Here is a 24,429-nt window from a genome sequence, read left to right on the forward strand (position 1 = left end):
TACATGGAGTATAGAATACTGTGTTACAAAAAAAGATAGAACAAATTAACTCGCAGAATAATTTCTTTTTTCTGACGATAGCTTTAATAAGCTTATTAATTAGTGCGTCACTAGAAAAAGTGATCCCGCATGGCATAGTTCAGTATGCGTTAGAGGCCTTTACTGTCATTACGTTTATTGTCTGCTTATTAAGCTTACGTTTTGATAGGTCATGGTTTCGTTTTTTAACATCTTTGGTCGGAATCTGGATTATGGCGATGATTGCTAGAATCCTATTAGGTATTGAAGAAATTGAAATTATTATGCTATCGCTGATGTTTGTATTCTTTTTTGGCACGTTTAAATCTATTATGCGTCAGATCCTGTTCACAGGCTCAATAAATACCAATAAGATCATTGGCTCTATGGCATTATTTTTATTGCTTGGATTAATGTGGGCGATTGCGTATTTGATTCTTGTTCGTGTTTTCCCCGATTCAATTCATGGTATCAATTCAGGGCCATGGCATGAAAATTTCTCTGATGCGGCGTATTTTAGTTTTGTTACCTTAACGACATTAGGTTATGGCGATATTTTACCGGTCTCTTCGATTGCGAAAGTTTTCGCATATTTAGAAGCTATTGTCGGCGTGTTTTATATGGCAATTGTAGTATCGAGTTTAGTCAGTTCTAGTGGCAGTAAGCATTTAGGTCGTGATGAGTAGTTAACTATCGTTTGATAAAAGCGATAGTCGTTGTTTTTGAACGTTATTGAGTATTTATAAACAATGAATCGTTTTTTCAAGAAAGTTTATGATTATATTAACCCAACGGTTAATCCAGAGCTTGAGCCCGCATTCGATGAATGGCAAAAGCATATTCCAACATTATGGCTTTTGGGTAAAACAGGTGCGGGTAAATCGACGGTTATTCAAGCCATCACAGGAAGTAGTGCGGTTGAGATCGGTAACGGTTTTCAACCGTGCACACGTACTGCAGAAGTTTACCAATACCCAACAGATAGCCCATTAGTTCGTTTTCTAGATACCCGAGGTTTGGCAGAAGCTAATTATGATCCTGCTGAGGACATAGCGATGTGTAGCGGTAAAAGCCATGCACTGATCGTTATCATGAAAGCTGAAGAACCAGAACAATCATCCGTTCTTGAGGCGTTAAAAACCATTAAGCGTTCAGGCAAAATTAAACATTTATTGGTTGTTCACACGGCAATAAATAGCCTGAATGATAGCCAAGAACGCGAGCGAGCCATTTTTTATAATCATCAGCGGGTTATGGACGTATGGGGTATTAAAGAGTCCGTATGGCAAGCGAAAAATACGGATGAACAATTAAATACTTATCAGCCAATTGGGGTTGATTTGATCCCTGATGAGCAACAGTACATCGGCTTAGATACCTTAAATGCTGTGCTTTCTGAAACGCTGCCTATGTTGAGCTTGCTGTCAAATAAACAGGCACACAGTAATAGAGAAGAGCAAAACTTCGAGCGATTACGTAAAGAAGTCTTATGGTATGCAGGTGCTGCAGGCGCGAGTGATGCGATTCCAGCCATTGGCTTATTTACAGTTCCAGCTATTCAAGGAAAAATGTTACACAGCCTTGCCAATCAGTATGGTGTGACGTGGAATAAGAAAGACTATGCAGAATTTATTAGTATGCTTGGTTCTGGTTTCTTATTGCATTATATCTCCAAGTTAAGCGTTAATCAGTTAGTAAAATTTATTCCCGCTTATGGGCAAACTGTCGGTAGTGCGACGGCTGCCGCAATGAGCTTTTCATCCTCTTATGCGATTGGCCGTGCCGCCGCTATGTACCTCTACCACCGGAGTAAAGGTGAAACCGTATCGAAAGAGTTATTAAAGACAACTTATCAACAAGCGTTTAAATCAGTTAAAAAAGTGGCTGACCAGCAAGTTAATCAAAATAATCTTGATAGTAAGGATAGCCATGAAGCGAGTAAATAAGAGTTATCAACTTATTAGTCAGTTATCAGATGGTTTTATTCCGCTGGTGGCTGTTGCTATTTTATTGCCAGTTGTCGTGTTATCAGGCTTTGGTATTGTCGCATTAATCAATAATGGTCAATGGATACTGTTTTTCGCTCTAATTGCAATTTCGTGTTTGATTGTTTTTGTCCCTTATTGGTTTATTCGCCGAAAAAGAGTAGTGAGTGATGCTGTCAGTGATGATTTAGCCCCATTGCATGTGGAAGGTAATCCTCAATGGGGAGCGCATGAAAATCAGGTGTGGCAAGAAGTAACATTGATCATTCAGCAACAACTGAGTGATGCACCTGAGTGGGAGTCATTACAAGCGCATGCATATGTCTTAGTTGCAGAAGTCGCGGATCGTTTTAATAAAGGTAAATCAGCCCAACGCCTATCTTTTACTGCTCCTGAGTTTTTACTTATGGTGGAAGAAGTAAGTCGGCGTTATCGTTATTTTTTACAAGAGCATGTGCCATTTGCTGAGAAAATAACATTAAAGAGCCTTCAGCAAGGCTATCAGTTAAAGGATAAAGTGGGCTATGCGAAATCTGCCTATGATGTCTATCGATTATTTCGTATTGCAACACCAACAGGATGGTTAGCAGAAGCGCGCGGATTAGTGTTAGGTAAGCTGTTTGATGATGTCAGCTTAGAAGTGCAAACCAAACTAAAAATGACCTTGCTACAAGAAGTTGCCTCAGTCGCCATCGATCTTTATAGCGGTCATTTCAAACTTGATGATGCTTCCGTTCCGCACAGTAAAATGCATGACAAAGATCAACAGGCTGGAGCGGTTCCTATTGAACCACTACGTGTTGCAGTAATAGGGCAAATTAGTGCGGGTAAATCATCTGTGGTTAATGGTTTACTAGGGGAGATGTCGGCAGAAATTAGTGCGTTACCTTCAACAGATAAAGCAACAACCTATCGTTGCGAAGTCGAAGGAACCGATGTGATTAATTTAATTGATCTACCTGGTATTGACGGTACTGAAAGTATTAATCAAATGCTGTTAAAACAAGTTACGCAGAGTGATGTGGTGTTGTGGGTACTTAAAGCGAATCAATCATCGCGCCAAGCTGATATTACGTTAAAACAGATGATTGAAGATTTTTATACACAACCGAAAAATCAGCATCGTAAAGCACCAAAGATCATTGTTCTTGTTAATCAGGTGGATAAGCTGAAGCCTGTTGATGAATGGTTACCCCCTTATGATTTGAATGATATCCAAACCAAGAAAGGGGAAATCATTTTAGATGCCGTTAATTACAACCAAAACTTGATGAAAAGCGACACTATCATTCCATTATCTGTTAGTAGTGAAAGATTGACTTATAACTTAGATGTACTTCAAGAGACGATTCAAGAGGTGTATCAAGAGGGTATCAATACCCAGTTAAATCGTCGTCGTATTGATGGCGATCGTATTGATTATACCGAGCAAGCTCAACGATTGTATCGATTAGGCAAACTGGTTTTTGATGCTGCAGTAAAATAAAAATATGTAAATGAACAAAGCCCTCAAGTGTAAACGAGAGGGCTTTTTTCATGCTGTTAGCGAACTAATAGATACCCAAAAGGGAGTTTCCGTAAGAGCTTCACTAAGAGGAATGAAATGATAAAAGCAAAAGGTAATGCTAAAAAGCTGGATAATATCGGATTGATATTAAGCATGAAAACCAAATTAAAAAAGTAAATAACAATAAGTAAATGACAGAGGTATATACCTAAAATATCTTTACTAAATGCTGTTGGCTTTAACTGTTCTCCAAAATTAGACTTATCTTGAAGAAATAAGAAAATCCCTACAGCCCATACTGGTGAACTTAATAAGAAATCATGATAAAAGGCACCATTAGCAAAGAAATAGAGGTAATTTGCCTCTATTAAAAATACAGCAAAACCAATACTAGCAATAATTAAGCTTAGTTTGGTATTCAATGTTATCTGGCGACGATGTATTTCATAACCTAATACAACAAATAACGTACTAAAAAAGGGGCCGTTACGGGTTAAAATTGGTGCTTCTATATTTGTAATTGGAACATAGCTGCCTGCAGCACAACCATAAATGAATAATATTAAACCAACAGGTAATAGTAGGTTATCAAGGCGATATTTATGTAACAAGGTTATGATACCTATCGCGCAAATTAGAGCAGGGATGTACCACAAGTGTACAAGAGAACCTTCAAACAAAGTATTTATTGGGTTTGCAAGTAAACTATTCCAGTGATTACTGCGCTCGGCAAGGTAACCGTCACTGAGTAGTATCGAAAAGTTAAAAGGGATTATTAGAAAAACAACACTCCAACTTAACCACATAATGAGCAGAGGTTTTGCGTACTTTACTAAAACATCTTCTTTTGACGTGCTGGCGACTAATTTTGGGTAATAAAAATAACCTGCAATAATGAAAAATAGCGGCACAGCAAAACGACTCATTTGATTTAAGAACATCCCAATGAGGGGCTCTCCGAAAATCAACGGTGTTTTCATAAAGACTTGACTGTGTAAGCCTATAATTGCGAGTAAAGCAATGAGTCGCCCAGATTCAAAACTAGTAATACGCTTGTGTGTCATTACAGCATTCTCATCAAATAATTTCGCAAAGAAGGTAAACTTAAAAGTCTATTTTGTAAATTAAACTGAAGGGGAAAAGAGTGGTTAGCAGGAGGAATAGATATAAAATGTGACTAATATCTCACACCGATATTTGTTTTGAGAAAAGGCAATACATGAGAGTAATATATTGCCTATTAAATATTCATTAAAGCCTATTAGATTAAATGCCTAGTTGATCAAAGAGATCTTGGTCGTTAATATCTTTTAACGTTTGATTTTTAGCATTTTCCTTTTGTTGTTCAAGCTTGGCTGATTCAAAAATGCTGTCGGTGTCTTGAGTGTCTTGTTCAAATTCTTCCAGTTGGATAAATTCGGTTTTATCCATAGCAAATTCAAGATAGAAAATGTTGTTCTTGGCTGTAGTAAAGCTAACACGACGAGCTTGAGGGCGATCTAAGTTGGTATCAACAGATAATAATATTTGTTTGTTGAGTGCTAACATTTTTGGTTGGTTCTGAGTAATTGAGACTTTTAACTCACGTCCGATCTTACCCGTAAAATCCCCAACGACTTGATTCATTAATTCACCAAGAATATTCGCAACCTCATCAGAGGTATGATGTACAGCGAGCTCATCTTCAGAAATCCCCATACGTAGCATATATTCTTTATAAAGCTCCATTGCTGCTTGGTTGGTAAAGTTTGTAACGACTAAACCAGTAAAACCGCCATCAAATAGTACAAAGCAGCCAATATCAGGTTTTAAACTTGTTTTATTAATTTTTTGTACCATGGCGGAATAGGAAACGTCAGTTTCTGTTGCTTTAGATAAGACATCGGAAAGTGATTGGCACAGTTTTAATAGAATATCATCAGTAGTGACGGTTTTTAATTTTCTCATTGTACGTCCTGTTGTATCAAGATGTTGAAGGCAGCTACTAAATAGTTGCTTTAATAAAGTGGAGAAGATGCCGATAAAACAATAACGGTTGTTTATCGGCATCAAAAGAGGGAACTTTAGTCGTTGTTATTAAAAGGTTATTTGGGGAGGATTTTAACTCTGTAACCTAGCCATTAAAACGTTTTTGAAGATAGGCGATAATATCGCTAGACTCATACATCCATTCAACGCCGTCTTCTTTTTCAATGCGTAAACAAGGGACTTTGCGCTTACCGCCTTGTTCGATTAATTCTTGCTCCCAAGGTGATACTTTTGCATCACGTGTTTCTAACGGTAAGCTTAGTCGTTTAGCTTCGCGACGTACCTTTACACAAAAAGGGCATGCATCAAATTGATATAACTTGAGTTTAGCTACCGCTTTGTTGACCTCATTTTGCTGTTCGGAAGAACGTTTTATCCCGCGAGGAGAAAAAATAAAATTTAGGACAAGAATAATACGCCCAAGAATCCAGCGAATAACCTTCATACTGACAAACCTTACATAATTAATATAGTGTTAATTTATTTTCATACATCCAAATGGACAGTATTAGAATACCGTGAAATTATGGTCATTTATAGTCATCTTATTATAACGGCAACATCACTTTACGAGTATAAATACAAGCTTATCCGAATATCATCGATAAACTTATCACTCTGTTGTAATGTAATTTTTGGAACCAAAGTCAAAAATTAGACCAATGTCACTTATCAACTAAATTTCATAACCAAATGATAGATATTTGTAGCAATATCTCTATGATATTTTTATTAATGTTAAAAAGATCCTAATCTATTGTTATGGCGAAAAATATACTAATTTGTGATGACTCACCGCTAGTCCATAAATCAATGACGCGTTTGTTGAAGGATAGCTATGACATAAATTTATATTATGCTGAAAATGGTAGTGATGGCCTAGATAAAATAGCTAAAAATAATATTGATGTCGTTTTTCTAGATCTGACTATGCCTATCATGGATGGTTTTGAAGTATTAAAACGACTTCCGAGTTTCAGTTATAAGCCTACAATTGTGATTATTTCTGCAGATGTCCAAAAAGAAGCAGCAAGGCGTTGTTTGATGCTTGGTGCCGATTATTTTTTGTCAAAGCCATTTGACAAGAAAAAGCTCAAACAACTGTTATCGAATTTACAAATCACGGTGTTAACAAATACAACCGCGAACGATAACACTTTATCTGTTGATTATATTGAAGGTTTTAGAGAAATCGCAAATATCTCACTTGGACGTGGTGCTGCAATTATTTCAGACCATCTTGGTGAGTTTATTAAAATGCCATTGCCATATGTCGCCACTATGCAAAGTAGCGATCTTGCTATGACAATTGCTGATATTCGTAGTGATCATCAATCAATTGCAATTGCTCAGCGGTTTGTCGGTGGTGGTATTCATGGTGAAGCTTTAGTTGATTTACGCGGTAAAGATATTCTTTCGTTTGGCGAAAAATTGGGTTTTAGTCAAACAAATGAAGATAAAAATGAAGTTGTTATTGATATTAGTAATATCATGGTTTCTTCTTTTCTCGTTGCTTTATCAGAACAAATAAGTATTCCATTCTCAGTTCGGCAGCCAATCATTTTAGAAGAATATATGAATTTGAGTCAGAAAGAGCATGAAGAGAGTGATTTTTTTACCGTGGAATACGTATATAAAGCTGAAACACTGGATCTTGAATGTGAAGTACTATTTATGATGGATAGTCACTCCACTAAAGTTATTCACCAGATTATGGAAACATTAAATTGAGTGATATTTCATTAGCTGATTTTCATTTAACCATGCAGGTCCTTGATCATTTGGATGCAGGGATTGTGATATTGGATAAAGATTACAATGTATATGCATGGAATACATTTATGCAGGCATATAGCGGTATATCAACCGATCAAATAATGGGTAAGCCTTTATTTGATGTTGTAGAGAATTTACCTAAGAATTGGCTAAAAAATAAAATATCATCAACATTTAAATTACGAATGCGCTCTTTTTCTGCATGGGAAGATCGTCCTTGGGTATTCAAGTTTAGTAATTTTAGTCCAATCTCTGGAGGTGCTGATTTCATGTATCAAAACATGACATTAACACCTTTGAAGTCTTTGACTGGTGAATATACTCATATCTGTTTAACGATTACAGATGTCACGGATATAGCTAAAAATAAAAACCACCTAAGGGAGTCAAACGAGCAATTAACTCATCTTAGTATCACAGATCGATTAACCCAGCTGTATAATCGTGGGCATTGGGAAAATTGTTTAGTTGAAGAGTTTGAACACTATCAGCAAATGCATCAATCGATGACACTAGTTATGTTTGATATCGATCATTTTAAAAATGTTAATGATACTTATGGCCATGTTGCTGGTGATGCCGTCATTAAAACGATTGCTGACATCGTTCGAAAAGCAAAACGGCAAAGCGATATAGCAGGGCGCTATGGGGGAGAAGAGTTTGGTGTGATTTTACCTGGAACTACGGCAGATATGACCAGCTATTTTACTGAAAGATTACGTAAAAAAGTAGAAAAGGCGAATGTTGTTGTTGATGGTAAGACAATTAATGTCACGATAAGTTTAGGTGTGTGCCAGTTACACCCAGGTATAACCAACTATGAATCATGGCTAGAACAAACTGATTCTGCTCTGTATGAATCGAAGAATAAAGGACGAAATCAAACGACAGTAATGCAAGCGGATGGTAAATTTACTTCACTAGCGACAAATGTAAAAAATATCAATGAATTCAATAGAAATATTGGTTAATGAAAAAATAAAGAGTAAAGTATATAAAAATTTTCTGATTATATATGGATAGTATTGTGGAAAATCTGGTCGTAAATACAGAAGGATATGAAGCTTTAGTTGAGTATTTAGCCTCAAGTTTAACCTTATTTGAAGGGTTATCCGTATCTGAAAAAAGCATTACTATAGAAGATGTCGTCACTGATTTAATCGCAACGCAATTGATGACCGTATTTTCGCAAAACCCTGATATTGAGCAAGATGTTCGTTTTCAGTTAATGCAAGAAGCTGATTTAGTTCTTGCTGATCTCAATCAAGTTCTTGAAGGAATTTGGTTATGTGAAGCTTCTGATGTGCAAATTAGTTTCTTAGAAGACTTTATTAGTTTAGTAAAAAACTTATTTGACTCAGCAATTTTAAAAATTTATTAAAAATTTTAATGTAGTTAATCCATTTAATAAATGCAGAAAAGGAATAAGGCATTTAATGTCATATTTTATTTTAACTTTATGCTGTATTTTGTTATATAAAAAACCATCAAAAATCCCTATATGGAATGTGAGTTAAGTAGAACTTAATTCATGTCTATTATCATTAAAAACAAGAATATTAATAAAATAATTAATTGAAATATTTCTTTAACAATTAATTATTACCTTAATGCTCCATAGAGAGTATTCATAATATTAATAATTGGTAGTTAGCATTTTGCTTTTTACTTTTCTCTCTTAACAATGTTCTGAGGATAGGTTAATGAAGCAAGCACATCGCGCAAAAAAATTATCTGTTGTTTTAAGAATTCAGTTTGTTTTAGCAATACTGGTAACAATCAGTCTTACGCTTTCTTTTTCGGGTAATAATGGATTAAATAACATGACCCGAGAGTTTGATGTATTAAGCAACCAAGCGGTGCCAGTATCATTAAAAAACGCCACGATTGTGACAAGTGCATTAGAAGTTGAGCAAAGCTTAAGTGATATGTTGATGAGTAATAATGAACAGTCACTGAATCAAACATTTGCTATTTATAATAATATGCATAACCAAGGTGAAGATGCAGGTAAAGAGTTAGAGATACTAGCAAAAACTTATAAGATAAACTGGTTAAAACAATATGCAGAAAAATACTTGTCTGAAGTTGAATCCATTAATCAATTAGCGTTTGATATTTATTCCATTCAAAAAGAAATTATTCTAAATAAAGAAAAGCTAGCAACTGAGCGCTCAACGATGAACTATGCGGTTTCATCTGTTCGTTCGGAAATGAGTCGTGTTGGTATAACGTTATATTCTGATAACGAGTATGCGATGAGTAATGTCACTAACTTTTTAAATCATGCTGTAGAGTTAAGCGGTAACTTGATGCTGTTAGTCACAGAACCTGATTTGGTTAAAGCAAAGTTGATAGCAAAAGATCTTAAACGTACGAATTTATCAGGGATGAAATATGCTTGGGGTGAATTGGTACGTGAAAATGGTGCGATAAATGATTTTTCAAGCCTCACTGTGCCATTTGAAATGGTAAAAAAGTTATTTGCCAAACAGGGATATATTGAACGTTATTTAAATGTATTGAAACTCAATGAAGAACAAAGCATTAAATATACCGAAGTTAAACACCAAACTAGTTTGATTATGGATTTACTCCAAGTGATTACCCAGCAATCACATGGTTTAATTAAAAATGGTGAAAATGGTTTTACACATGCAAGCAATGATGCACGACAAATGTTCCTAATTTTTAGCATCATTGGGTTAATTATTTCAGTGCTTGCAGGAACGTGGATAAGCCGCGTAGTGAAAAAGTCGATTGAACATATTAGTGACGTTGTAAATAAAATTAGTGAGGGGAATTTAACGGTTAAGGCAAATACTAATGCTGCTAGTGAATTTGCTCAGTTAGCACAAGTGCTCAACGATCTGTGTGAACATGATAGAGAATCACTACAGCAGTTAATTACTAACAGTAATGAGTTAACCAGTGCTGCTGAATTAAGCATGCACGCTTCTACAACTTCGCGTGTTGCGCTACAAAATCAAAGTGAGGAATTGGCTGTTGTAACAACATCGATGACACAACTTGAAGGATCTATTCGAGAGATCTCGCAAAGTAGCTCTGAATCAGAAAAACAAGCGCAAAAGGCTCAACAATTAGCTTTAAATGGTGTTGGGATTATTGAGTGCAGTACTCAAGGCTTATTAGCTCTAGAAGAGCAATTCGCTATTAATGAAAAGCGAATGCAAGAGTTAGATAATTACGTAAAAGAAATTACAGAAGTCGTGGAGCTTATAAGTTCTATCGCGAATAACACTAACTTACTGGCTTTAAATGCAGCCATTGAAGCAGCAAGAGCGGGAGAACAAGGCCGTGGGTTTGCTGTTGTTGCAGATGAAGTTCGTCAATTGGCAAGTGAAACGAATCAACAAACAGAGTCTATTCGCAATACGATAGCCTCGCTTCATAAAGCGGCTGATGACGTCAATGAAGCGATGTTAGTGAGTCGTAAAGAAATGATGTCGTCTATTGAACGTAGCAGTGATGTGCAACAAGCTATCAATTTGATCAAAAATACTATTTCAGATATCAATCAACAAATGGTGACGATTGCCGTTGCGACACAACAACAAGAACGAGCGTCACAACATGTTGCCCAAAATTTGGAGCAGGTTGCAAGTCGTGCTCAACAAAATAATCACCAGCTTGATACGCTTGTTGATGAAGCTGAACGTGTCGCTGTCATCGCGCAACAACAACAAGGTATGTTGAGCCGTTATCATTTAGAAGATGAAAATGATCCCGTCTTAACATTTGAAACGCCAGTATCGACTAATTAATAATCAGAGACGAACTGGATAGAGTTAATTTTTGTATGTTGCGCATGGTATTCGGTAGAATGCGGCAGTTCATTTTGTCTCAGGTTATCCTTCATGCGCATACATGCTGTACATACTTTATATGACGAACGTTTAGCGCGTTCGACTCGTCCATTTTTAGCTCGCGGTTGTAAAGTTGAGCGTTGTCGTCAATGTATGCTGCGAACTCATCTTTGTATTTGTGAGTATCGACCATTAGCAACATCGAATGCTGCGTTTCTACTCATCATGTTCGATGACGAGATCTTAAAACCAAGCAATACAGGCCGTTTGATTGCTGATGTTTTTGAAGATACCTTCGCTTATATTTGGTCTCGTACTGAACCGAATACAGAGATGTTAGCACTGCTTAATGATCCACAATGGCAACCTTATGTGGTTTTTCCTGCTGAATATGCAGAGCCTGAACGTGTTGCCGAAAACGTTGAGCTGCCAGACGGCAAACGTCCATTATTTATCATGCTGGATGGTAGTTGGGCTGAAGCAAAAAAAATGTTTCGTAAAAGTCCTTACTTAAATAATTTCCCAGTCTTATCGATAAACCCTGATAAACCATCACGTTATAAAATGCGTGAGGCGTCTAAGGATAACCAATTAGGTACAGCAGAAGTTGCTGCTAAAATTGTTGATTTATTTTGTGAGCATGAAAATGCTGAAATGTTAGACCTGTGGTTTGATGTATTTCGTGAAAATTACATCACAGGTAAAATGAATCGACTATTGCCTGATGACTCTGCCTTAAAAACACTTCAAAGTTTTATGCTTGAGTACGGAAATTAAATGTAAACGTTACCTTGTCACTTGTTGTTAATGAGAGAGGTTGTCATTTAATCAGTGATGATTATGTAATTTAGCTAAATTTTTTCTTTAAACGAGATCTTTACACCTCATCATGAGGCTAAATTTGCTATTAGTCACAGATAGAGTGGTGCTTAGTGTGGATAATTTTCAAAGTAGTGAAAGTTTTGTACACTGGTCGGGTGTTGTTGAGCATTATTTGTGAGGTTATAGGATGTACTACGGCTTTGATATCGGCGGTACCAAAATTGAATTTGGGGCATTTAATGAAAAGCTTGAGCGTGTAGCAACAGAGCGTGTGGCAACACCAGGTGATGATTACAATAAGTTAATCGATATAGTTGTTACTTTGGTTCAACAAGCCGATGAAAAATTTGGTTGTGAAGGCTTGGTAGGCATCGGTATTCCTGGTATTGAAGATGCACGAAATGGCGTTGTATTAACGTCTAATATTCCTGCTGCAAAAGGGCGCACGTTACGTGCAGACTTAGAAGCGAAACTGGGTCGTAAAGTGGCACTTGATAACGATGCGAATTGTTTTGCATTATCTGAAGCGTGGGATGATGAACATAAAGATTCGCCATCAGTACTAGGTTTGATCCTTGGTACTGGCGTTGGCGGTGGTATGGTATTTGATGGCAAGGTGTTTTCTGGTCTAAACCATGTAGGTGGTGAACTAGGCCATGCTCGATTACCGTTAGATGCATGGTTGTTTTTAGGTGAAAATGCACCGTTACTCGGTTGTGGATGTGGTCAAAAAGGCTGTATTGATAATTATCTTTCGGGTCGTGGTTTTGAATTGTTATACCAGCACTATTACGGTGAAAAGTTAAAAGCAATTGAAATTATTGGTCATTATCGTGAAGGTGAAGAAAAAGCAGTTGAGCATGTAGAACGTTTCTTAGAGTTGCTTGCTATCTGTTTCGCTAATATCTTTACTGGTTTAGATCCGCACGTTGTGGTACTTGGTGGTGGTTTATCTAATTTTGATGTTATTTACGATGAATTACCAAAGCGTTTACCTAAATACTTATTGTCTGTAGCTGTTGCGCCAAAAGTAGTGAAAGCAAAATATGGTGATGCGGGTGGCGTACGTGGTGCGGCATTCTTAAATATAAAATAATATTTTTTAGATTCAATCAAAAGGGCTCTTATAGAGCTCTTTTTTGTTAAACGAGCCTCATAATTTTACCTCTGTTTAAAATTCTTATTTTTAAATTGCTAGTATGGATATACTTCTATAAGGAAATGAATATGGATATTGCAGAGCTTGAGCAGGAATTAAAAAAAATCTCGCAGCCTTATGAGATAAAATCTTATGGTTTAGACATTAAGTTTGGCTTTCTATTAGGCCGTTTTTCAGTGTATTACGATAAGAAACGCGACGATTTACGATTTGGTTCGCCATTGAGGTGGATATTAGTTTTAATTTCATTCAGTGCATTAGGCTATCTTATGATGAGCTTCGACTATTCTCCACTAGGAGCATCTTTCCTGTTTATCACTGTGATTATCAATTTTGTTTTTGTTACTATCAGAGAACTGCGAATTTATAGAATAAAAAAACAGCTCTATATCCAATAACATCCTTTCTATAAATCTGCATTGTTGATAATTTTTATATATTGTTTCAATTGATAAAAGATCGCTTATTTCCTTTTATGGTAGACTCACGGTTCTTACTTGTATCGAAAGTTATAAGTGTTTTTACTGTTAGGAAATCATTATGTCGTTTCAATCCCTAAACCTTCATCCCAATTTGTTAAAAGCATTGACTGAATTAGGTTATTCAACACCTACAGATGTGCAGCAACAAGCAATTCCATTGGCATTGAAAGGTGACGATGTAATGGCAGGTGCACAAACTGGCACAGGTAAAACAGCAGCATTTGCACTTCCACTATTACAACGCTTAATGACGTTACCATCGCAAGCTGAGCAGGTGTCGACAGCGGTCGAAAATAATCAGAAGTCACGTAATAAAATTCGTGCTTTAATTTTGACTCCAACACGAGAATTAGCTCAACAAGTATTTGATAGTATTACAACGTATGCCAAATATACCGAGTTAAAAGTGGCGGTTGCTTATGGCGGTACGAGTATGAATGTACAAGTTAAAGCCTTAAATGCAGGCGCTGAAATTTTAGTCGCGACACCTGGACGTTTACTTGATCACGTCTTTAATGGTTCTGTCTCTTTATCTGAAGTTGAAACGTTTGTATTAGATGAAGCAGATCGTATGTTAGACATGGGGTTCATTGTTGATATTCAACGTATTATGAAGCGAATGCCGGCAGAACGTCAGACATTATTTTTCTCTGCTACTTTTTCAAAGCAAGTTAAAAAGCTAGCATTTGATATTCTTACCAACCCTAAAATGGTAGAAGTAACGCCAGCAAATACTGCTGCGGAAACCGTTGAACAAATGGTTTATCCTGTTGATAAACATCGTAAAGCTGAATTACTTGCGTATTTAATTGGTTCTCGTAATTGGCGACAGGTATTGGTTTTCACTAAAACTAAGCAGGGCTCTGATCAGTTAGCAAAAGATTTGGGTTTAGATGGTATTAAAGCGTCATCGATCAATGGTGACAAAAGCCAAGGTGCGCGCCAACGTGCATTAGATGATTTTAAATCAGGTAAGACTCGTGTATTAGTCGCGACTGATGTTGCTGCCAGAGGTCTGGATATTGAGCAACTTGAATATGTAGTTAACTTTGATATGCCTTTCAAAGCTGAAGATTATGTTCACCGTATTGGTCGTACAGGCCGAGCAGGAATGACTGGTCATGCAATTACTTTGATGAGCCTTGATGAAGAATGGGCATTAAAAGCGATTGAAGAGTTATTAGATAGCCGTCTACCACAGCAATGGTTAGAAGGCTATGAGCCTAATCCTGAATTAATAGAAACACAATCTGTTCACCGTGGTGCAGCAGCTGAAAAGCGACGAGCAAAGTCGAAAAGTAGAATCCACCAGAATAGAGGTAAGCATAGAAATCGTCGCTAATATACGGTGAGGCAATAATGATAAATTCAAGATAACTTATTGTTTTATTAGTGTTAATGCTTTGCACTGAAAGTATAATAAGGCTTACATATTAATGTTTATTCTATTGTTAAAATCGGTAAGCTTTGTTAGTTTTACTACTAAATTATATGCATATTTTTTTCTTTAATTGTCTCTGAGGTTTTCATGACAGGTTTAATAAAACCAGTCCGTTACACTATATTATTTCTAGTTATTTTTACCTGTATTGTTTATGGGTGGTTTATGCTTGGTGGCGCAAAGAAAGAGTACATTGTGTCTCCTGTAAATAGTACATACAAAATTATTGATGATAAAGGACAGAATGGTGCAACAGAATCGTCTTTATATATAGATAGGAATGGTGCATTACTTGAATGTGATATCGTTAATAAAGCGCAATGGCCTTTTTGTGAAATTGCGATATCACTAACAGACTCAGTTGATAAAGGTATTGATCTTAGTGATTATGATAGTGTTGGGATTGATATTGATTATGACAGCCCTTTAGAGGGAGAAAGAGTCCGTATTTATTTACGTAATTATGATTCAGCTTACGCGAAGTTATCAGATCCTATTTCTCTAAAGTTTAATGCAATTGAGTATGCCCCTGGAGAGGATAAAGGGCTAGTTGTATTTCCTCTTCGTTCTTTCCAAGTTTTATCATGGTGGATAGCTGATTACGAAGTGCCTGTTGATAAATCAAGTCGACAGTTTGATAACATTTCAATCATTGAAGTTGCTACAGGCAGTTATGTAAAAGAAGCGAATTATTCCATTAGATTAAATAAGCTGGTTTTTTATGGTGAGAGGATCACTGAACAAGCGTTAGTAAAAATATTGTTATCGCTTTGGGTAGTAACAGCAATATCTTTTATCATTATTGATCGCATTTATCTAAGAAAAAAGATTAAAGAAACAGAAGAACGTACACAACGTTTACGTGCTGCTAACCGTACTTTGTACGAGAAAAGCTTGGTGTTTGAAGAGTTAGCATTTACGGATCCCTTGACGCGAACTCGTAATAGACATGAAATTAATGAATGGTTAGCAGAGGTAACAACACACTCAATTGTTAATAATATTTCTTTTTCAATGATATTTATCGATATTGACTACTTTAAACAAGTGAACGATAAGTATGGCCACCGCTTAGGTGATGAAGTATTACGACGATTTGCAAGTTTGATCAATAAGCGTGTACGAAAATCTGATGTATTTGCTCGTTGGGGAGGAGAAGAATTTGTGATTTTTTGCCCAGCAACACCTTTAGGTGCTACCGCAGAACTGGCTGAATCAATACGTGAATGTATAGAGAGTGCTGTATGGGATAACGGTATGAAAGTGACTTGTAGTTTAGGTGTAGCAGAACTTGAGAATGAAGATTATAGCCACTTTATTGAACGTGCTGATGAGGCCTTAATGAAGGCTAAAGAGCGTGGTAGAAATCGCGTTGAGATAGCTTGGAATGAACGACAGTTATAAGTTAAACAGATGATGTGAAAAAAGCCGTGTTGATTTTATTAACACGGCTTTTTTAGTTGCAATTTAGATGACTAACTTTCCTGTTACAAGTAAGTAGATACCAAACGCTGAAATGGTAATAAGGAATAAAACAAAATAGATTTCTCTACCTACAAAAATAGGCTTATTTTGCTCTCGTTTTGCTTTAATAAAGAAAAACACTCCAGGTAAATACAAAATTGCAGACAACAGCAAATGGTGCAAACCAGATGCGTAGAGTAGCCAGATACCGTATACGGTTGCAAAGATACCAACCCAGAGTAAAGAACCTCTATTTTTAGTTTGTATCGCTATTTTTAACGTATAAGCAGCAACTAAAAAGTAGGGGATCAAAATCATTTCAGAGGCAATGACCAAAATGCTATTGTAGGTTCCACCTGCAAAAGTCACTACAAATAAAGATACCTGAATACAAATAGTCGTTAGGTTTAATGAAGTAACGGCAGTACCGGCTTCATTTTGTTTCTTATAAATTTTAGGAAATACATTATTATTAGCGGCAAGGAACGGTGCTTCTGTTGCTAAAACCGTCCAGCTAAGGAAAGCACCACATACAGAAATAAGTAAGCCACAGCCAATTAGAACGGCTCCCCACGGTCCTAAAATGTGTTCTAATATTTTAGCCGTTGATGGATTTTGTAATTTTGCGAGTTCAGGAGTGCTGATAATACCCATAGAAAGAAGCGTTACAAAAATATAGATAATAAGCGCTGTTAATAGACCGAGAATAGTTGCTCGGCCAATATCTTTCCGATCGCGAGCTCGTGATGAAACAACGACGGCACCTTCAACACCAATAAATACCCATACTGTGATTAACATAGTCGATTTTACTTGATCAAGTAGGTCATGTTTGGAACCAAACTCAATGCCAGTAAAATCAAAAATGAATGTGTGCCATTTGAAGGCAAGCATGGTAAAGAAGACAAATAAGAATAGAGGTACTAATTTAGCGATGGTTGTTACCATATTAATTTTTGCTGCTGTTTTAACACCTCGCAAAATTAAGAAGTGGACGAGCCATAAAATAATAGAAGCGCCAACAACAGATTGCCACGTATTACCAAGTCCAAAAATAACATCATTAGGTTTATCGAAAAACATGCCTAATGTGCTAAAGACAATCACTAAATATGAGACATTTGCTAGCATTGCACTTAGCCAGTAACCCCATGCGGAACAAAATCCGATGTAGTCACCAAAACCAGCTTGCGCATAGCCAAATACACCACTATTAATTTCAGGTTTTATAATTGTAAGGTATTGAAATGATAGGGCGAGAAAGATCATGCCAATACCAGTGATCATCCATCCTATCATTACAGCCGCTGGACTTGCAACGAGTGCCATATTCTGAGGAAGGCTAAATACGCCGGCACCAATCATTGAGCCGATCACGAGTGCTGTTAGCGCCCCTAATCCAAGCTTATTATCCATGTTGTAACCTAATCTTTAATTATCATATATATAAGATTATATGGTCTTTTTATGTACCTAAAAACCATTATCTTAATAAAATGATAGTTTGTATGTTTATTTGGGATGGAACAAGGGGAATTATTTAAACTTATTAACGTTATCCTCATTAAAATTACGTCACTGTAACCATTTTGTTACGATCTTAGTCCATGTTAATGCACAGTTAAGTGGGTTGTTGTATTTTTATTTAGTACAAATGCCATCGCATGTCCGCTGGTCGCTGCAGAGTATATAAGGGGAGTATCAAATTGTTCGATTTCACCAGCAACAATAACAGCACTGCAATTTCCCATTTCTAATGCCTTCACCATTAAATTATGTTTACTTTGATGAACAGGTGTTTTTAACAGCAAGACCTTGTTGATGTCGATACCTGCATTTTTCAATAATGACTTATCGATTAAGGCATCATAGCCAATAAACATGATCCAACGATTTTCACTATTCGCTTTTTTTAATAGTCGTAAGAAATAGGCTAATTGAGTTTGCTGCTCTACACTATAACTCACTTCAATTGGTTGTCCGACCGCAGCAGAAAGGGGGTGCTGGGTTGAATCTGCTGCAAATGTTGACTTGTAAACTTGTGAAGCAGTAATTGATGAGTGGTAGTTCATTAGTGCTTTCCTCAACTAGTGGTTATATATACATACTGTATGTGTGTACAGTAGTTTTATTTAGCTCCTGATGCAAGTGTTTTTTGTGTGATCTTTTTATATCTTGTGTGGTTTTTTATAGGTAGCGTTCGAATTCAAATTAATTTAAATATCTGATTTTAAATGAATATTTAAGTGTGTTTTATTTGTGTTATTTTGTTTTATGAAAACTGAAAATTATCAATAGTTAAAATATTGCGCTATGTCACAGGTGTTTATACAGTAATTCATACAGTGTTTTGTACAGTGGTTGGGTTAAAAACAGTTACAGTATTAAATCGGTTAATTGACTGTTGAGGCTGCTGTGGATGATTAATCAGCGTAATTAATGTAGTAATGGGAATAGAAGATGGCTCTGTGCGCATTCGTCACGGTATTGCCTATAGCCGATGCATAGTTATGTGGATTGTTGGTTTGTTATTAATCTAGATAAAAGCATTACCGATAGGACATTTATGTGTATTTAGAAAGGCTTGCAAGAAGGTTAATAGGTTAATGAGATCTAATGCGGGAGAGGCGATTACTTACTTTTGTAGTCTCAGGTGATGGGAAAATAACATAGTTAGGATATGCTCTATGCATTTACCCTAACTATAATTATCAATTGAATTGCCAACATATTTTCAGATAAATAAAACAATAGTTCTTGAATAGAGTTGGCTTGATATGATGAGAGAATTAAGCACCTATTATTTAGATGCTTAATTCTAAAGTAACTAGACTATAAACAATATGCGACAATCGCTTTTTCGTAAGTAAAGCCTGTGTCATTTTCAACCCAGCACTCAATACAGCTACCTTCAATATCATCTGCCGTGATGCAGTCTTCAACAATACCGAACTTTCCGTTCGTTAAGGCAACAACAATATCCATATTATACCTCTTAAATAACTGATAAAAATTAATGTTTGTTAACATATGTTTATCAAGTTGTATCGGTAATGGTCAATCATTTTGTTTGGTTTAATTGATACTGTGGGTACTAATCTTAGTGATATGTGATATTGAGTACATATTTACTAGTGGATACTTTCATAGATGGCAATGATACCGCAAATTAAGCACAGGATAAGAGCAGCGTAGCGTATTTTTTCTTTCGGCAGAGACTGGGTAGTCTTGAGCGCTAACCAATATCCCAGCCATGCACTTGGGATTAAAGGGAGGGTTATCCAAAGTTTATCAAAAGAAAGAAAGCCGACAGGAATTTGTGCCGCTAAAGAAACAATAGAACTAAAGACAAAGAATGCTGATAGGTTACCACGTAATTGATTGGCTTCTTGATGTTGCAACAATATCGCCATTGGCGGCCCACCAATGGCGGAGCTTGTACCGAATAAGCCTGAGAAGAAGCCTGCAATAACCATTCTACGAGGCGTCGGTTCAATCCGATAAGGTAAGATACTCACAACCACTGCAAGTAGTACCAGTAAACCAATCCACAATGTTAGGACATGAGCCGAAACATAAACAAGTAAAGCCGCACCTGCAATAGAGCCAGGTACCCGCCCTAAAATGGCCATTTTTAAACCACCAAGTTCAATACTACTGCGATGTTTTAAGGCGTTAAGTAATGAGATAAATAATGCAATAAGGCAAATAGGGGCAGGGACATATTGTGGAGCATAAACAATTAAAATAGGTGCAGAAACAATTGCTAAACCAAAGCCGATAGCTGTTTGGACATAAGATCCGACAAAGATTGCTGCAATCGCAAGTAAGGTGGTAGGTTCAATAGTCATTATATTTATGTAGTAGCTTGAATATGGGTGGTTACGGAGATTATGTAAATACTAAATCAAACTAATACTAATAATGCATAAAGTAAAATAGTAAATGAAAATATAGGTGGTTATCCAATTTTAATTAACTTTATGTCGCAAACGTTACTTTTAATGGATTTTTTTACTGATAAAATGTGAAAGCTATTATCAGAGGTGTACATGCGTTATTTATCAAAAAAAATATCAAAACACATTATTGGTTCAGTATTAATGGGCTCTCTTTTGGGCTTTTCTAGCGTGAGCCTAGCGGAAAACATCACAGTTAATTCAGCAATTGAACATGCTGAAAAGCAATTAGGTGCAAGAATTGGTGTCTCAGTCGTTGATGGCAAAGGAAAGCAGTTGTTTGGCTATAACAGCGATCAACGTTTTCCATTAATGAGCACCTTTAAAACACTTGCTTGTGCAAAGTTACTACATGATAACCAAATCAATGATGGCATGATGGATAAAACCTATCTGATCAACGCCGATACAATTTTAGATTATGCGCCAGTATTTCAAGACAAAGTCGGCACAGAGGTGTCATTAAAAGACGCGTGTTTTGCCACCATGACAACCAGTGATAATTCAGCGGCGAATTTAGTACTAAGTCATATTGGTGGCCCAGTAGGCGTAACGACATTTTTAATTGATAGTGGTGACAATGTAACAAGGTTAGATCGTATTGAACCATTACTCAATGAGGCAACACCAGGTGATGAGCGTGATACCACTACACCTTATGCAATGAATAAAACGATTAGCAATTTAGTATTAGGTAATGCTTTAAATGCGTCTTCAAAACAACAACTGAAAGACTGGATGAAAGCCAATAAAGTTTCAAATGGCTTGTTGCGTTCAGTCTTACCAAAAGGGTGGGAAATTGCAGATCGCTCAGGCGCTGGTGGCCATGGTTCACGTGGTATTACTGCTGTGGTATGGAACGAACAAAAACAACCGTTAGTGATCAGTATTTATCTAACAGGTACTAAAGCGAGTATTCCTGAGCGTGATAAAGAAATAGCTCAAATTGGTCAGGCTATTTTGCAGCATTTTGGGGCTTAAAACACAGGAATACGAAAGCACAATGTAATTTATGTTGTGCTTTTATGATCTATTGATATTGCTAACGTTTTTCCAACACTTTGTTTGCTATTCATTGCTCAGTCAATAGGATGGAAATATACGACACAAAAAACTGATGTACATAAAGGATAACGATAGTGAAAATTAGAGGGTTTAGTCTTATTGAACTAGTTATCATCATCGTTATTGTTGGAATTATTGCTGTTTTCGTCGCCCCTAAGTTTTTAAATATCAGTAGAGATGCTCGCATTGCTTTATTAAAAGGAGTGAAATCTTCACTGATAACGGCAAGTGATTTTGTCCATACGCGCGCCATAGTTCTTGGTGTTGAGCATGATCCTAACAAGTCAGTGATAGATGCAGGTGATGTTGATATTGAAATTGTTATGGGTTATCCAACCGGGCATTGGATGCATAGCATGCGTTACTTATTGACCTTGAATGATGTAATGTATACCAGTGGTAGAGATACCCAATGCCAGGCTGAGTGGTGTGGTTTGGGTAATCAAGGTACAATACCTAGTGGTCAAATCTCAGCATTACCAGCAGGCAATACCACACCTAAAGTCGGTAAAATATTTCCTCGTGGTTTTAGTTATAACGATCAGTGTGGCGTTTACTTTGTAAATTATTACGATGGTGAACCACCTGTTGTCGGTATTGAAGATAAAGATTGTTAACCCAGTATTTTCCCTTTAAACAGCCACATAGATATTTCTCTTATTAATCTCCAAGCGGTTGTCTCTCTAAACCACCTCGATGAGCATCAAGGGCTATTTTTAATCGTCGCAGTTTGTCTCTTGAACGTCGTTTGTTTTTAACTGCAATGGCCATTGATATGACATCAACCAGTGCTAGCATGGCGTAGCGTGATGCTGATGGTTTATAGATAAAGTCTGTTTCTTGATGTTTAATTGGTAGCACTAAACTAGCTAGTTCCGCGAGTGGGGTATTATTCGGGGTTATAGCAATAATCTTTAAGCCGTACTCTTTGGCTAACTGCGCGGTTTCAACCACGATTGGTGTGTAACCGGTAGATGAAATCATCACTAAAACATCATTACTTTCGGCGGTTGCGGCTATCATTCGTGATAACAGCCCATCGTTGTAAGCCACAACAGGGTAGCCTAATCTAAATAGACGGTGCTGCATTTCTTGTGCGGCAATTGTTGAACCGCCGCCCATTCCAATAGCGATGATCTGCCGAGCGTTGTGTAACCAATCAGCAGCGGTATCAATATCTTTTTCGACAATTAAACTGCGGTTTACATCTAACGACTGTTTGATTGATTCATAAATACCTTGATAACCACTTTGATCTGGTGGCTCTAGAATAAATCGCTGACCGACAGATAAGCTTTGCGCGAGTTTAATTTTCATGTCACGCACGTTCTTACATCCAATCGCTTTAGCAAAACGAGTAATAGAAGCTTCACTAACATCAGCGCCTTGTGCTAATTCAGTAATACTGGCATTGGCTGCGCTTTGGATGTCATCCATAATCCATTGTGCGACCTTCTTTTCGGCATCACGAAGGGCATTATAACGCTCTGTTATTTGAGAAATAATATCGACATCTACACTCATATTGTTTTCCTCTTATTAATTAGTACGTTTAAAACCATGTTCTTACCCAGTGAGTGACGCGATCGTTATCATCAGATACTGCGACAGCACGCCATTTATCAAAGGTTAGGCAAGGGTGAGAAGTTGAAAATACGAGGACATCACCTACTTGTAGATCGCAATCACTTGAAACAGAGAGAAAAGCATGTTGATCCATCACAGCCGTTGTTTTTACCTGATCAAAAACAACAGGTTCACCATTACGATAAGCGCGTTCAAGAATAGGTAATCCTGCATCAAAAGCAGCATCACGCTTGCCAAAGCCGACAATCACTTTATTCGGCTCTGGTCGAGAGACCACATACGCCCAAAGCTCCAGTGCTGATGCTAAATCACCACCTAAATCACATGCTATTCCCTGATTTTTTTCAGCACGCTGCATGACTTGATGTTGCGCATCAAGATAAATGCCCGTGTCATGGATGGCATAACAACCGGGACGAATAACAGCCTCTAGCTCTCGATGCTTATTAAAGCATTCAGCAACAACGTCATACCAAGCAGAGCCAGCGCCTGTGACTAATGGTATTTCTTGAATGAGGTGTTCTTGTTGTAATTGGATGGTGATTGCAATAGTACGATTGAGAAAGTCTCTGACTTGTTGTTCTGCATCATCGCCATGAATAACCCCTTCGTAGACTTCAATACCTTTTAAGTTTAAGTGGGGGCTTTGGTGAATAAGTTGAGCTAACGCCATGACTTCTTGCGCTGTACGACAACCACAACGACCGCCATCAACACCCATTTCAATTAATATATTCAGTTTTTGATCATGGCTGGCAAAGAAGTCTTCCAAGGCTTCAACATTGCGTCTTGAGTCGACGCAACAATAAAAGTCTACATCATAATCTTTGATTAATTGTGAAATGATCATCATGTTTGCGCGACCCACTAATTGATTCGCCATAATGATATTTTGTGCCCCACTGAGTACGGCTATTTGGGCTTGAGCAGGACTTGCAATAGTGATGCCCCACGCGCCGTGTTCAAGTTGTTGGCGGAAAAAGGCTGGGGTCATTGTCGTTTTACCATGAGGTGCCAATTTCACGTTATGGTGATTCGCAAATTGTTGCATCCACTGAAGGTTATTATCCAGTAAAGAGGCTTTAATTACTGCTGCAGGTAAGGCGATTTCTTCATCAATAAGGCTGTAATTCCGATTTGACTCAGTCGTAATTGGTTGCGATTTATCACCAAAACTTGGCGTAGTAAAACAGTTATCATGATAGTTTTTATCGTATTCAAAGAGATTTTTATCCATGCATCACCTTTTCTAACATAAGTTAAGTTGTTGATACTTATTTTATAAATGTATAAAAGGGTAAGTTACGTG

At 37.0% G+C, this 24,429-nt stretch carries 23 protein-coding genes; 14 read left to right on the top strand and 9 right to left on the bottom strand.

Features of this window, described 5'->3' with window-relative positions; translation table 11 throughout:
• Positions 1 to 20: 20 nt before the first annotated feature.
• The 3 genes from C9J46_RS08600 to C9J46_RS08610 all read left to right on the top strand — a co-directional run bounded on the left by C9J46_RS08600 (position 21) and on the right by C9J46_RS08610 (position 3,489).
• Positions 21 to 704: a potassium channel family protein gene (locus C9J46_RS08600; RefSeq protein ID WP_107208242.1), complete on the top strand. Its 684-nt coding sequence runs from the start codon at positions 21 to 23 to the stop codon at positions 702 to 704.
• 63 nt (positions 705 to 767) lie between these two features.
• Positions 768 to 1,964 carry a YcjF family protein gene (locus C9J46_RS08605; protein WP_107290773.1) on the top strand — a complete coding sequence of 399 codons (1,197 nt, stop codon included), beginning with the start codon at positions 768 to 770 and terminating at the stop codon, positions 1,962 to 1,964.
• Entirely contained in the window at positions 1,948 to 3,489 is a 1,542-nt protein-coding gene (locus C9J46_RS08610; protein ID WP_107247666.1) for a GTPase family protein, read from the top strand. Before C9J46_RS08605 ends, C9J46_RS08610 begins: the two co-directional genes overlap by 17 nt.
• A gap of 56 nt (positions 3,490 to 3,545) precedes the next feature.
• Here C9J46_RS08610 and C9J46_RS08615 read toward each other — a convergent pair whose 3' ends face one another.
• The 3 genes from C9J46_RS08615 to C9J46_RS08625 all read right to left on the bottom strand — a co-directional run bounded on the left by C9J46_RS08615 (position 3,546) and on the right by C9J46_RS08625 (position 5,983).
• Positions 3,546 to 4,574, bottom strand: a complete 1,029-nt coding sequence (locus C9J46_RS08615) for an acyltransferase (RefSeq protein ID WP_107208245.1) — start codon at positions 4,572 to 4,574, stop codon at positions 3,546 to 3,548.
• A gap of 202 nt (positions 4,575 to 4,776) precedes the next feature.
• On the bottom strand, positions 4,777 to 5,457 hold the full coding sequence (locus C9J46_RS08620; protein WP_107208246.1) for a DUF3334 family protein: 681 nt from the start codon (positions 5,455 to 5,457) through the stop codon (positions 4,777 to 4,779).
• A 166-nt stretch (positions 5,458 to 5,623) separates the two neighbouring features.
• Positions 5,624 to 5,983 carry a glutathione S-transferase N-terminal domain-containing protein gene (locus C9J46_RS08625; RefSeq protein ID WP_107208247.1) on the bottom strand — a complete coding sequence of 120 codons (360 nt, stop codon included), beginning with the start codon at positions 5,981 to 5,983 and terminating at the stop codon, positions 5,624 to 5,626.
• A 317-nt stretch (positions 5,984 to 6,300) separates the two neighbouring features.
• Between C9J46_RS08625 and C9J46_RS08630 the strand changes: the two genes are divergently transcribed.
• The 9 genes from C9J46_RS08630 to C9J46_RS08670 all read left to right on the top strand — a co-directional run bounded on the left by C9J46_RS08630 (position 6,301) and on the right by C9J46_RS08670 (position 16,449).
• Positions 6,301 to 7,269 carry a response regulator gene (locus tag C9J46_RS08630; RefSeq protein ID WP_107208248.1) on the top strand — a complete coding sequence of 323 codons (969 nt, stop codon included), beginning with the start codon at positions 6,301 to 6,303 and terminating at the stop codon, positions 7,267 to 7,269.
• Positions 7,266 to 8,285, top strand: a complete 1,020-nt coding sequence (locus C9J46_RS08635; protein WP_107208249.1) for a GGDEF domain-containing protein — start codon at positions 7,266 to 7,268, stop codon at positions 8,283 to 8,285. The genes C9J46_RS08630 and C9J46_RS08635 overlap by 4 nt, the downstream gene beginning before the upstream one ends.
• Before the next feature lie 65 nt (positions 8,286 to 8,350).
• Positions 8,351 to 8,695 (top strand): DUF3802 family protein, encoded by a 345-nt coding sequence (locus C9J46_RS08640; RefSeq protein ID WP_158259295.1) that lies wholly within the window; start codon positions 8,351 to 8,353, stop codon positions 8,693 to 8,695.
• 322 nt (positions 8,696 to 9,017) lie between these two features.
• Entirely contained in the window at positions 9,018 to 11,099 is a 2,082-nt protein-coding gene (locus C9J46_RS08645) for a methyl-accepting chemotaxis protein (protein ID WP_107290774.1), read from the top strand.
• Between the two features lie 93 nt (positions 11,100 to 11,192).
• Complete coding sequence (locus C9J46_RS08650) at positions 11,193 to 11,918, top strand: tRNA-uridine aminocarboxypropyltransferase (protein ID WP_107290775.1); 726 nt, start codon at positions 11,193 to 11,195, stop codon at positions 11,916 to 11,918.
• A 232-nt stretch (positions 11,919 to 12,150) separates the two neighbouring features.
• On the top strand, positions 12,151 to 13,059 hold the full coding sequence (gene nagK / locus C9J46_RS08655) for an N-acetylglucosamine kinase (protein WP_107208253.1): 909 nt from the start codon (positions 12,151 to 12,153) through the stop codon (positions 13,057 to 13,059).
• A 131-nt stretch (positions 13,060 to 13,190) separates the two neighbouring features.
• Positions 13,191 to 13,520 (top strand): hypothetical protein, encoded by a 330-nt coding sequence (locus C9J46_RS08660; RefSeq protein ID WP_107247661.1) that lies wholly within the window; start codon positions 13,191 to 13,193, stop codon positions 13,518 to 13,520.
• Positions 13,521 to 13,662: 142 nt separating this feature from the next.
• The gene (locus tag C9J46_RS08665) at positions 13,663 to 14,946 is read left to right on the top strand and encodes a DEAD/DEAH box helicase (protein ID WP_107247660.1); all 1,284 of its coding nucleotides are present in this window, start codon (positions 13,663 to 13,665) and stop codon (positions 14,944 to 14,946) included.
• A 186-nt stretch (positions 14,947 to 15,132) separates the two neighbouring features.
• Complete coding sequence (locus C9J46_RS08670; RefSeq protein WP_107208256.1) at positions 15,133 to 16,449, top strand: GGDEF domain-containing protein; 1,317 nt, start codon at positions 15,133 to 15,135, stop codon at positions 16,447 to 16,449.
• A 63-nt stretch (positions 16,450 to 16,512) separates the two neighbouring features.
• Here C9J46_RS08670 and C9J46_RS08675 read toward each other — a convergent pair whose 3' ends face one another.
• The 4 genes from C9J46_RS08675 to C9J46_RS08685 all read right to left on the bottom strand — a co-directional run bounded on the left by C9J46_RS08675 (position 16,513) and on the right by C9J46_RS08685 (position 20,360).
• Positions 16,513 to 17,925, bottom strand: coding sequence for a basic amino acid/polyamine antiporter (locus tag C9J46_RS08675; protein WP_107208257.1), 1,413 nt, complete (start codon positions 17,923 to 17,925; stop codon positions 16,513 to 16,515).
• Positions 17,926 to 18,119: 194 nt separating this feature from the next.
• Entirely contained in the window at positions 18,120 to 18,581 is a 462-nt protein-coding gene (locus C9J46_RS08680) for a SulA-like leucine-rich domain-containing protein (RefSeq protein WP_107290776.1), read from the bottom strand.
• 760 nt (positions 18,582 to 19,341) lie between these two features.
• Positions 19,342 to 19,494: a hypothetical protein gene (locus C9J46_RS21655; RefSeq protein ID WP_199187151.1), complete on the bottom strand. Its 153-nt coding sequence runs from the start codon at positions 19,492 to 19,494 to the stop codon at positions 19,342 to 19,344.
• A gap of 146 nt (positions 19,495 to 19,640) precedes the next feature.
• Positions 19,641 to 20,360 (bottom strand): sulfite exporter TauE/SafE family protein, encoded by a 720-nt coding sequence (locus C9J46_RS08685; protein ID WP_107208259.1) that lies wholly within the window; start codon positions 20,358 to 20,360, stop codon positions 19,641 to 19,643.
• 201 nt (positions 20,361 to 20,561) lie between these two features.
• On the opposite strand from C9J46_RS08685, the gene bla reads away from it, so the two are divergent.
• Positions 20,562 to 21,449 carry a class A beta-lactamase gene (gene bla / locus C9J46_RS08690; protein WP_107208260.1) on the top strand — a complete coding sequence of 296 codons (888 nt, stop codon included), beginning with the start codon at positions 20,562 to 20,564 and terminating at the stop codon, positions 21,447 to 21,449.
• Positions 21,450 to 21,607: 158 nt separating this feature from the next.
• Positions 21,608 to 22,150 (top strand): prepilin-type N-terminal cleavage/methylation domain-containing protein, encoded by a 543-nt coding sequence (locus tag C9J46_RS08695; protein WP_107208261.1) that lies wholly within the window; start codon positions 21,608 to 21,610, stop codon positions 22,148 to 22,150.
• A gap of 43 nt (positions 22,151 to 22,193) precedes the next feature.
• Here C9J46_RS08695 and C9J46_RS08700 read toward each other — a convergent pair whose 3' ends face one another.
• Both C9J46_RS08700 and C9J46_RS08705 read right to left on the bottom strand, forming a co-directional pair.
• A complete protein-coding gene (locus C9J46_RS08700) occupies positions 22,194 to 23,057 on the bottom strand; it encodes a MurR/RpiR family transcriptional regulator (protein ID WP_107247659.1) in 864 nt (287 codons plus the stop codon).
• A 28-nt stretch (positions 23,058 to 23,085) separates the two neighbouring features.
• On the bottom strand, positions 23,086 to 24,357 hold the full coding sequence (locus C9J46_RS08705) for an amino acid deaminase (RefSeq protein WP_107290777.1): 1,272 nt from the start codon (positions 24,355 to 24,357) through the stop codon (positions 23,086 to 23,088).
• Positions 24,358 to 24,429 lie beyond the last annotated feature (72 nt).

The organism is Photobacterium sp. GB-36 (assembly GCF_003026135.1).
GTDB lineage: Bacteria > Pseudomonadota > Gammaproteobacteria > Enterobacterales > Vibrionaceae > Photobacterium.

Excerpts from the sequence above, each read along its gene's own strand:
- C9J46_RS08605 (WP_107290773.1), top strand. The coding sequence starts at position 768 with ATGAATCGTTTTTTCAAGAAAGTTTATGATTATATTAACCCAACGGTT.
- C9J46_RS08610 (WP_107247666.1), top strand. The coding sequence starts at position 1,948 with ATGAAGCGAGTAAATAAGAGTTATCAACTTATTAGTCAGTTATCAGAT.
- C9J46_RS08615 (WP_107208245.1), bottom strand. The coding sequence starts at position 4,574 with ATGACACACAAGCGTATTACTAGTTTTGAATCTGGGCGACTCATTGCT.
- C9J46_RS08620 (WP_107208246.1), bottom strand. The coding sequence starts at position 5,457 with ATGAGAAAATTAAAAACCGTCACTACTGATGATATTCTATTAAAACTG.
- C9J46_RS08625 (WP_107208247.1), bottom strand. The coding sequence starts at position 5,983 with ATGAAGGTTATTCGCTGGATTCTTGGGCGTATTATTCTTGTCCTAAAT.
- C9J46_RS08630 (WP_107208248.1), top strand. The coding sequence starts at position 6,301 with ATGGCGAAAAATATACTAATTTGTGATGACTCACCGCTAGTCCATAAA.
- C9J46_RS08645 (WP_107290774.1), top strand. The coding sequence starts at position 9,018 with ATGAAGCAAGCACATCGCGCAAAAAAATTATCTGTTGTTTTAAGAATT.
- C9J46_RS08650 (WP_107290775.1), top strand. The coding sequence starts at position 11,193 with ATGCGCATACATGCTGTACATACTTTATATGACGAACGTTTAGCGCGT.
- nagK (WP_107208253.1), top strand. The coding sequence starts at position 12,151 with ATGTACTACGGCTTTGATATCGGCGGTACCAAAATTGAATTTGGGGCA.
- C9J46_RS08660 (WP_107247661.1), top strand. The coding sequence starts at position 13,191 with ATGGATATTGCAGAGCTTGAGCAGGAATTAAAAAAAATCTCGCAGCCT.
- C9J46_RS08665 (WP_107247660.1), top strand. The coding sequence starts at position 13,663 with ATGTCGTTTCAATCCCTAAACCTTCATCCCAATTTGTTAAAAGCATTG.
- C9J46_RS08670 (WP_107208256.1), top strand. The coding sequence starts at position 15,133 with ATGACAGGTTTAATAAAACCAGTCCGTTACACTATATTATTTCTAGTT.
- C9J46_RS08675 (WP_107208257.1), bottom strand. The coding sequence starts at position 17,925 with ATGGATAATAAGCTTGGATTAGGGGCGCTAACAGCACTCGTGATCGGC.
- C9J46_RS08680 (WP_107290776.1), bottom strand. The coding sequence starts at position 18,581 with ATGAACTACCACTCATCAATTACTGCTTCACAAGTTTACAAGTCAACA.
- C9J46_RS21655 (WP_199187151.1), bottom strand. The coding sequence starts at position 19,494 with ATGGATATTGTTGTTGCCTTAACGAACGGAAAGTTCGGTATTGTTGAA.
- C9J46_RS08685 (WP_107208259.1), bottom strand. The coding sequence starts at position 20,360 with ATGACTATTGAACCTACCACCTTACTTGCGATTGCAGCAATCTTTGTC.
- bla (WP_107208260.1), top strand. The coding sequence starts at position 20,562 with ATGCGTTATTTATCAAAAAAAATATCAAAACACATTATTGGTTCAGTA.
- C9J46_RS08700 (WP_107247659.1), bottom strand. The coding sequence starts at position 23,057 with ATGAGTGTAGATGTCGATATTATTTCTCAAATAACAGAGCGTTATAAT.
- C9J46_RS08705 (WP_107290777.1), bottom strand. The coding sequence starts at position 24,357 with ATGGATAAAAATCTCTTTGAATACGATAAAAACTATCATGATAACTGT.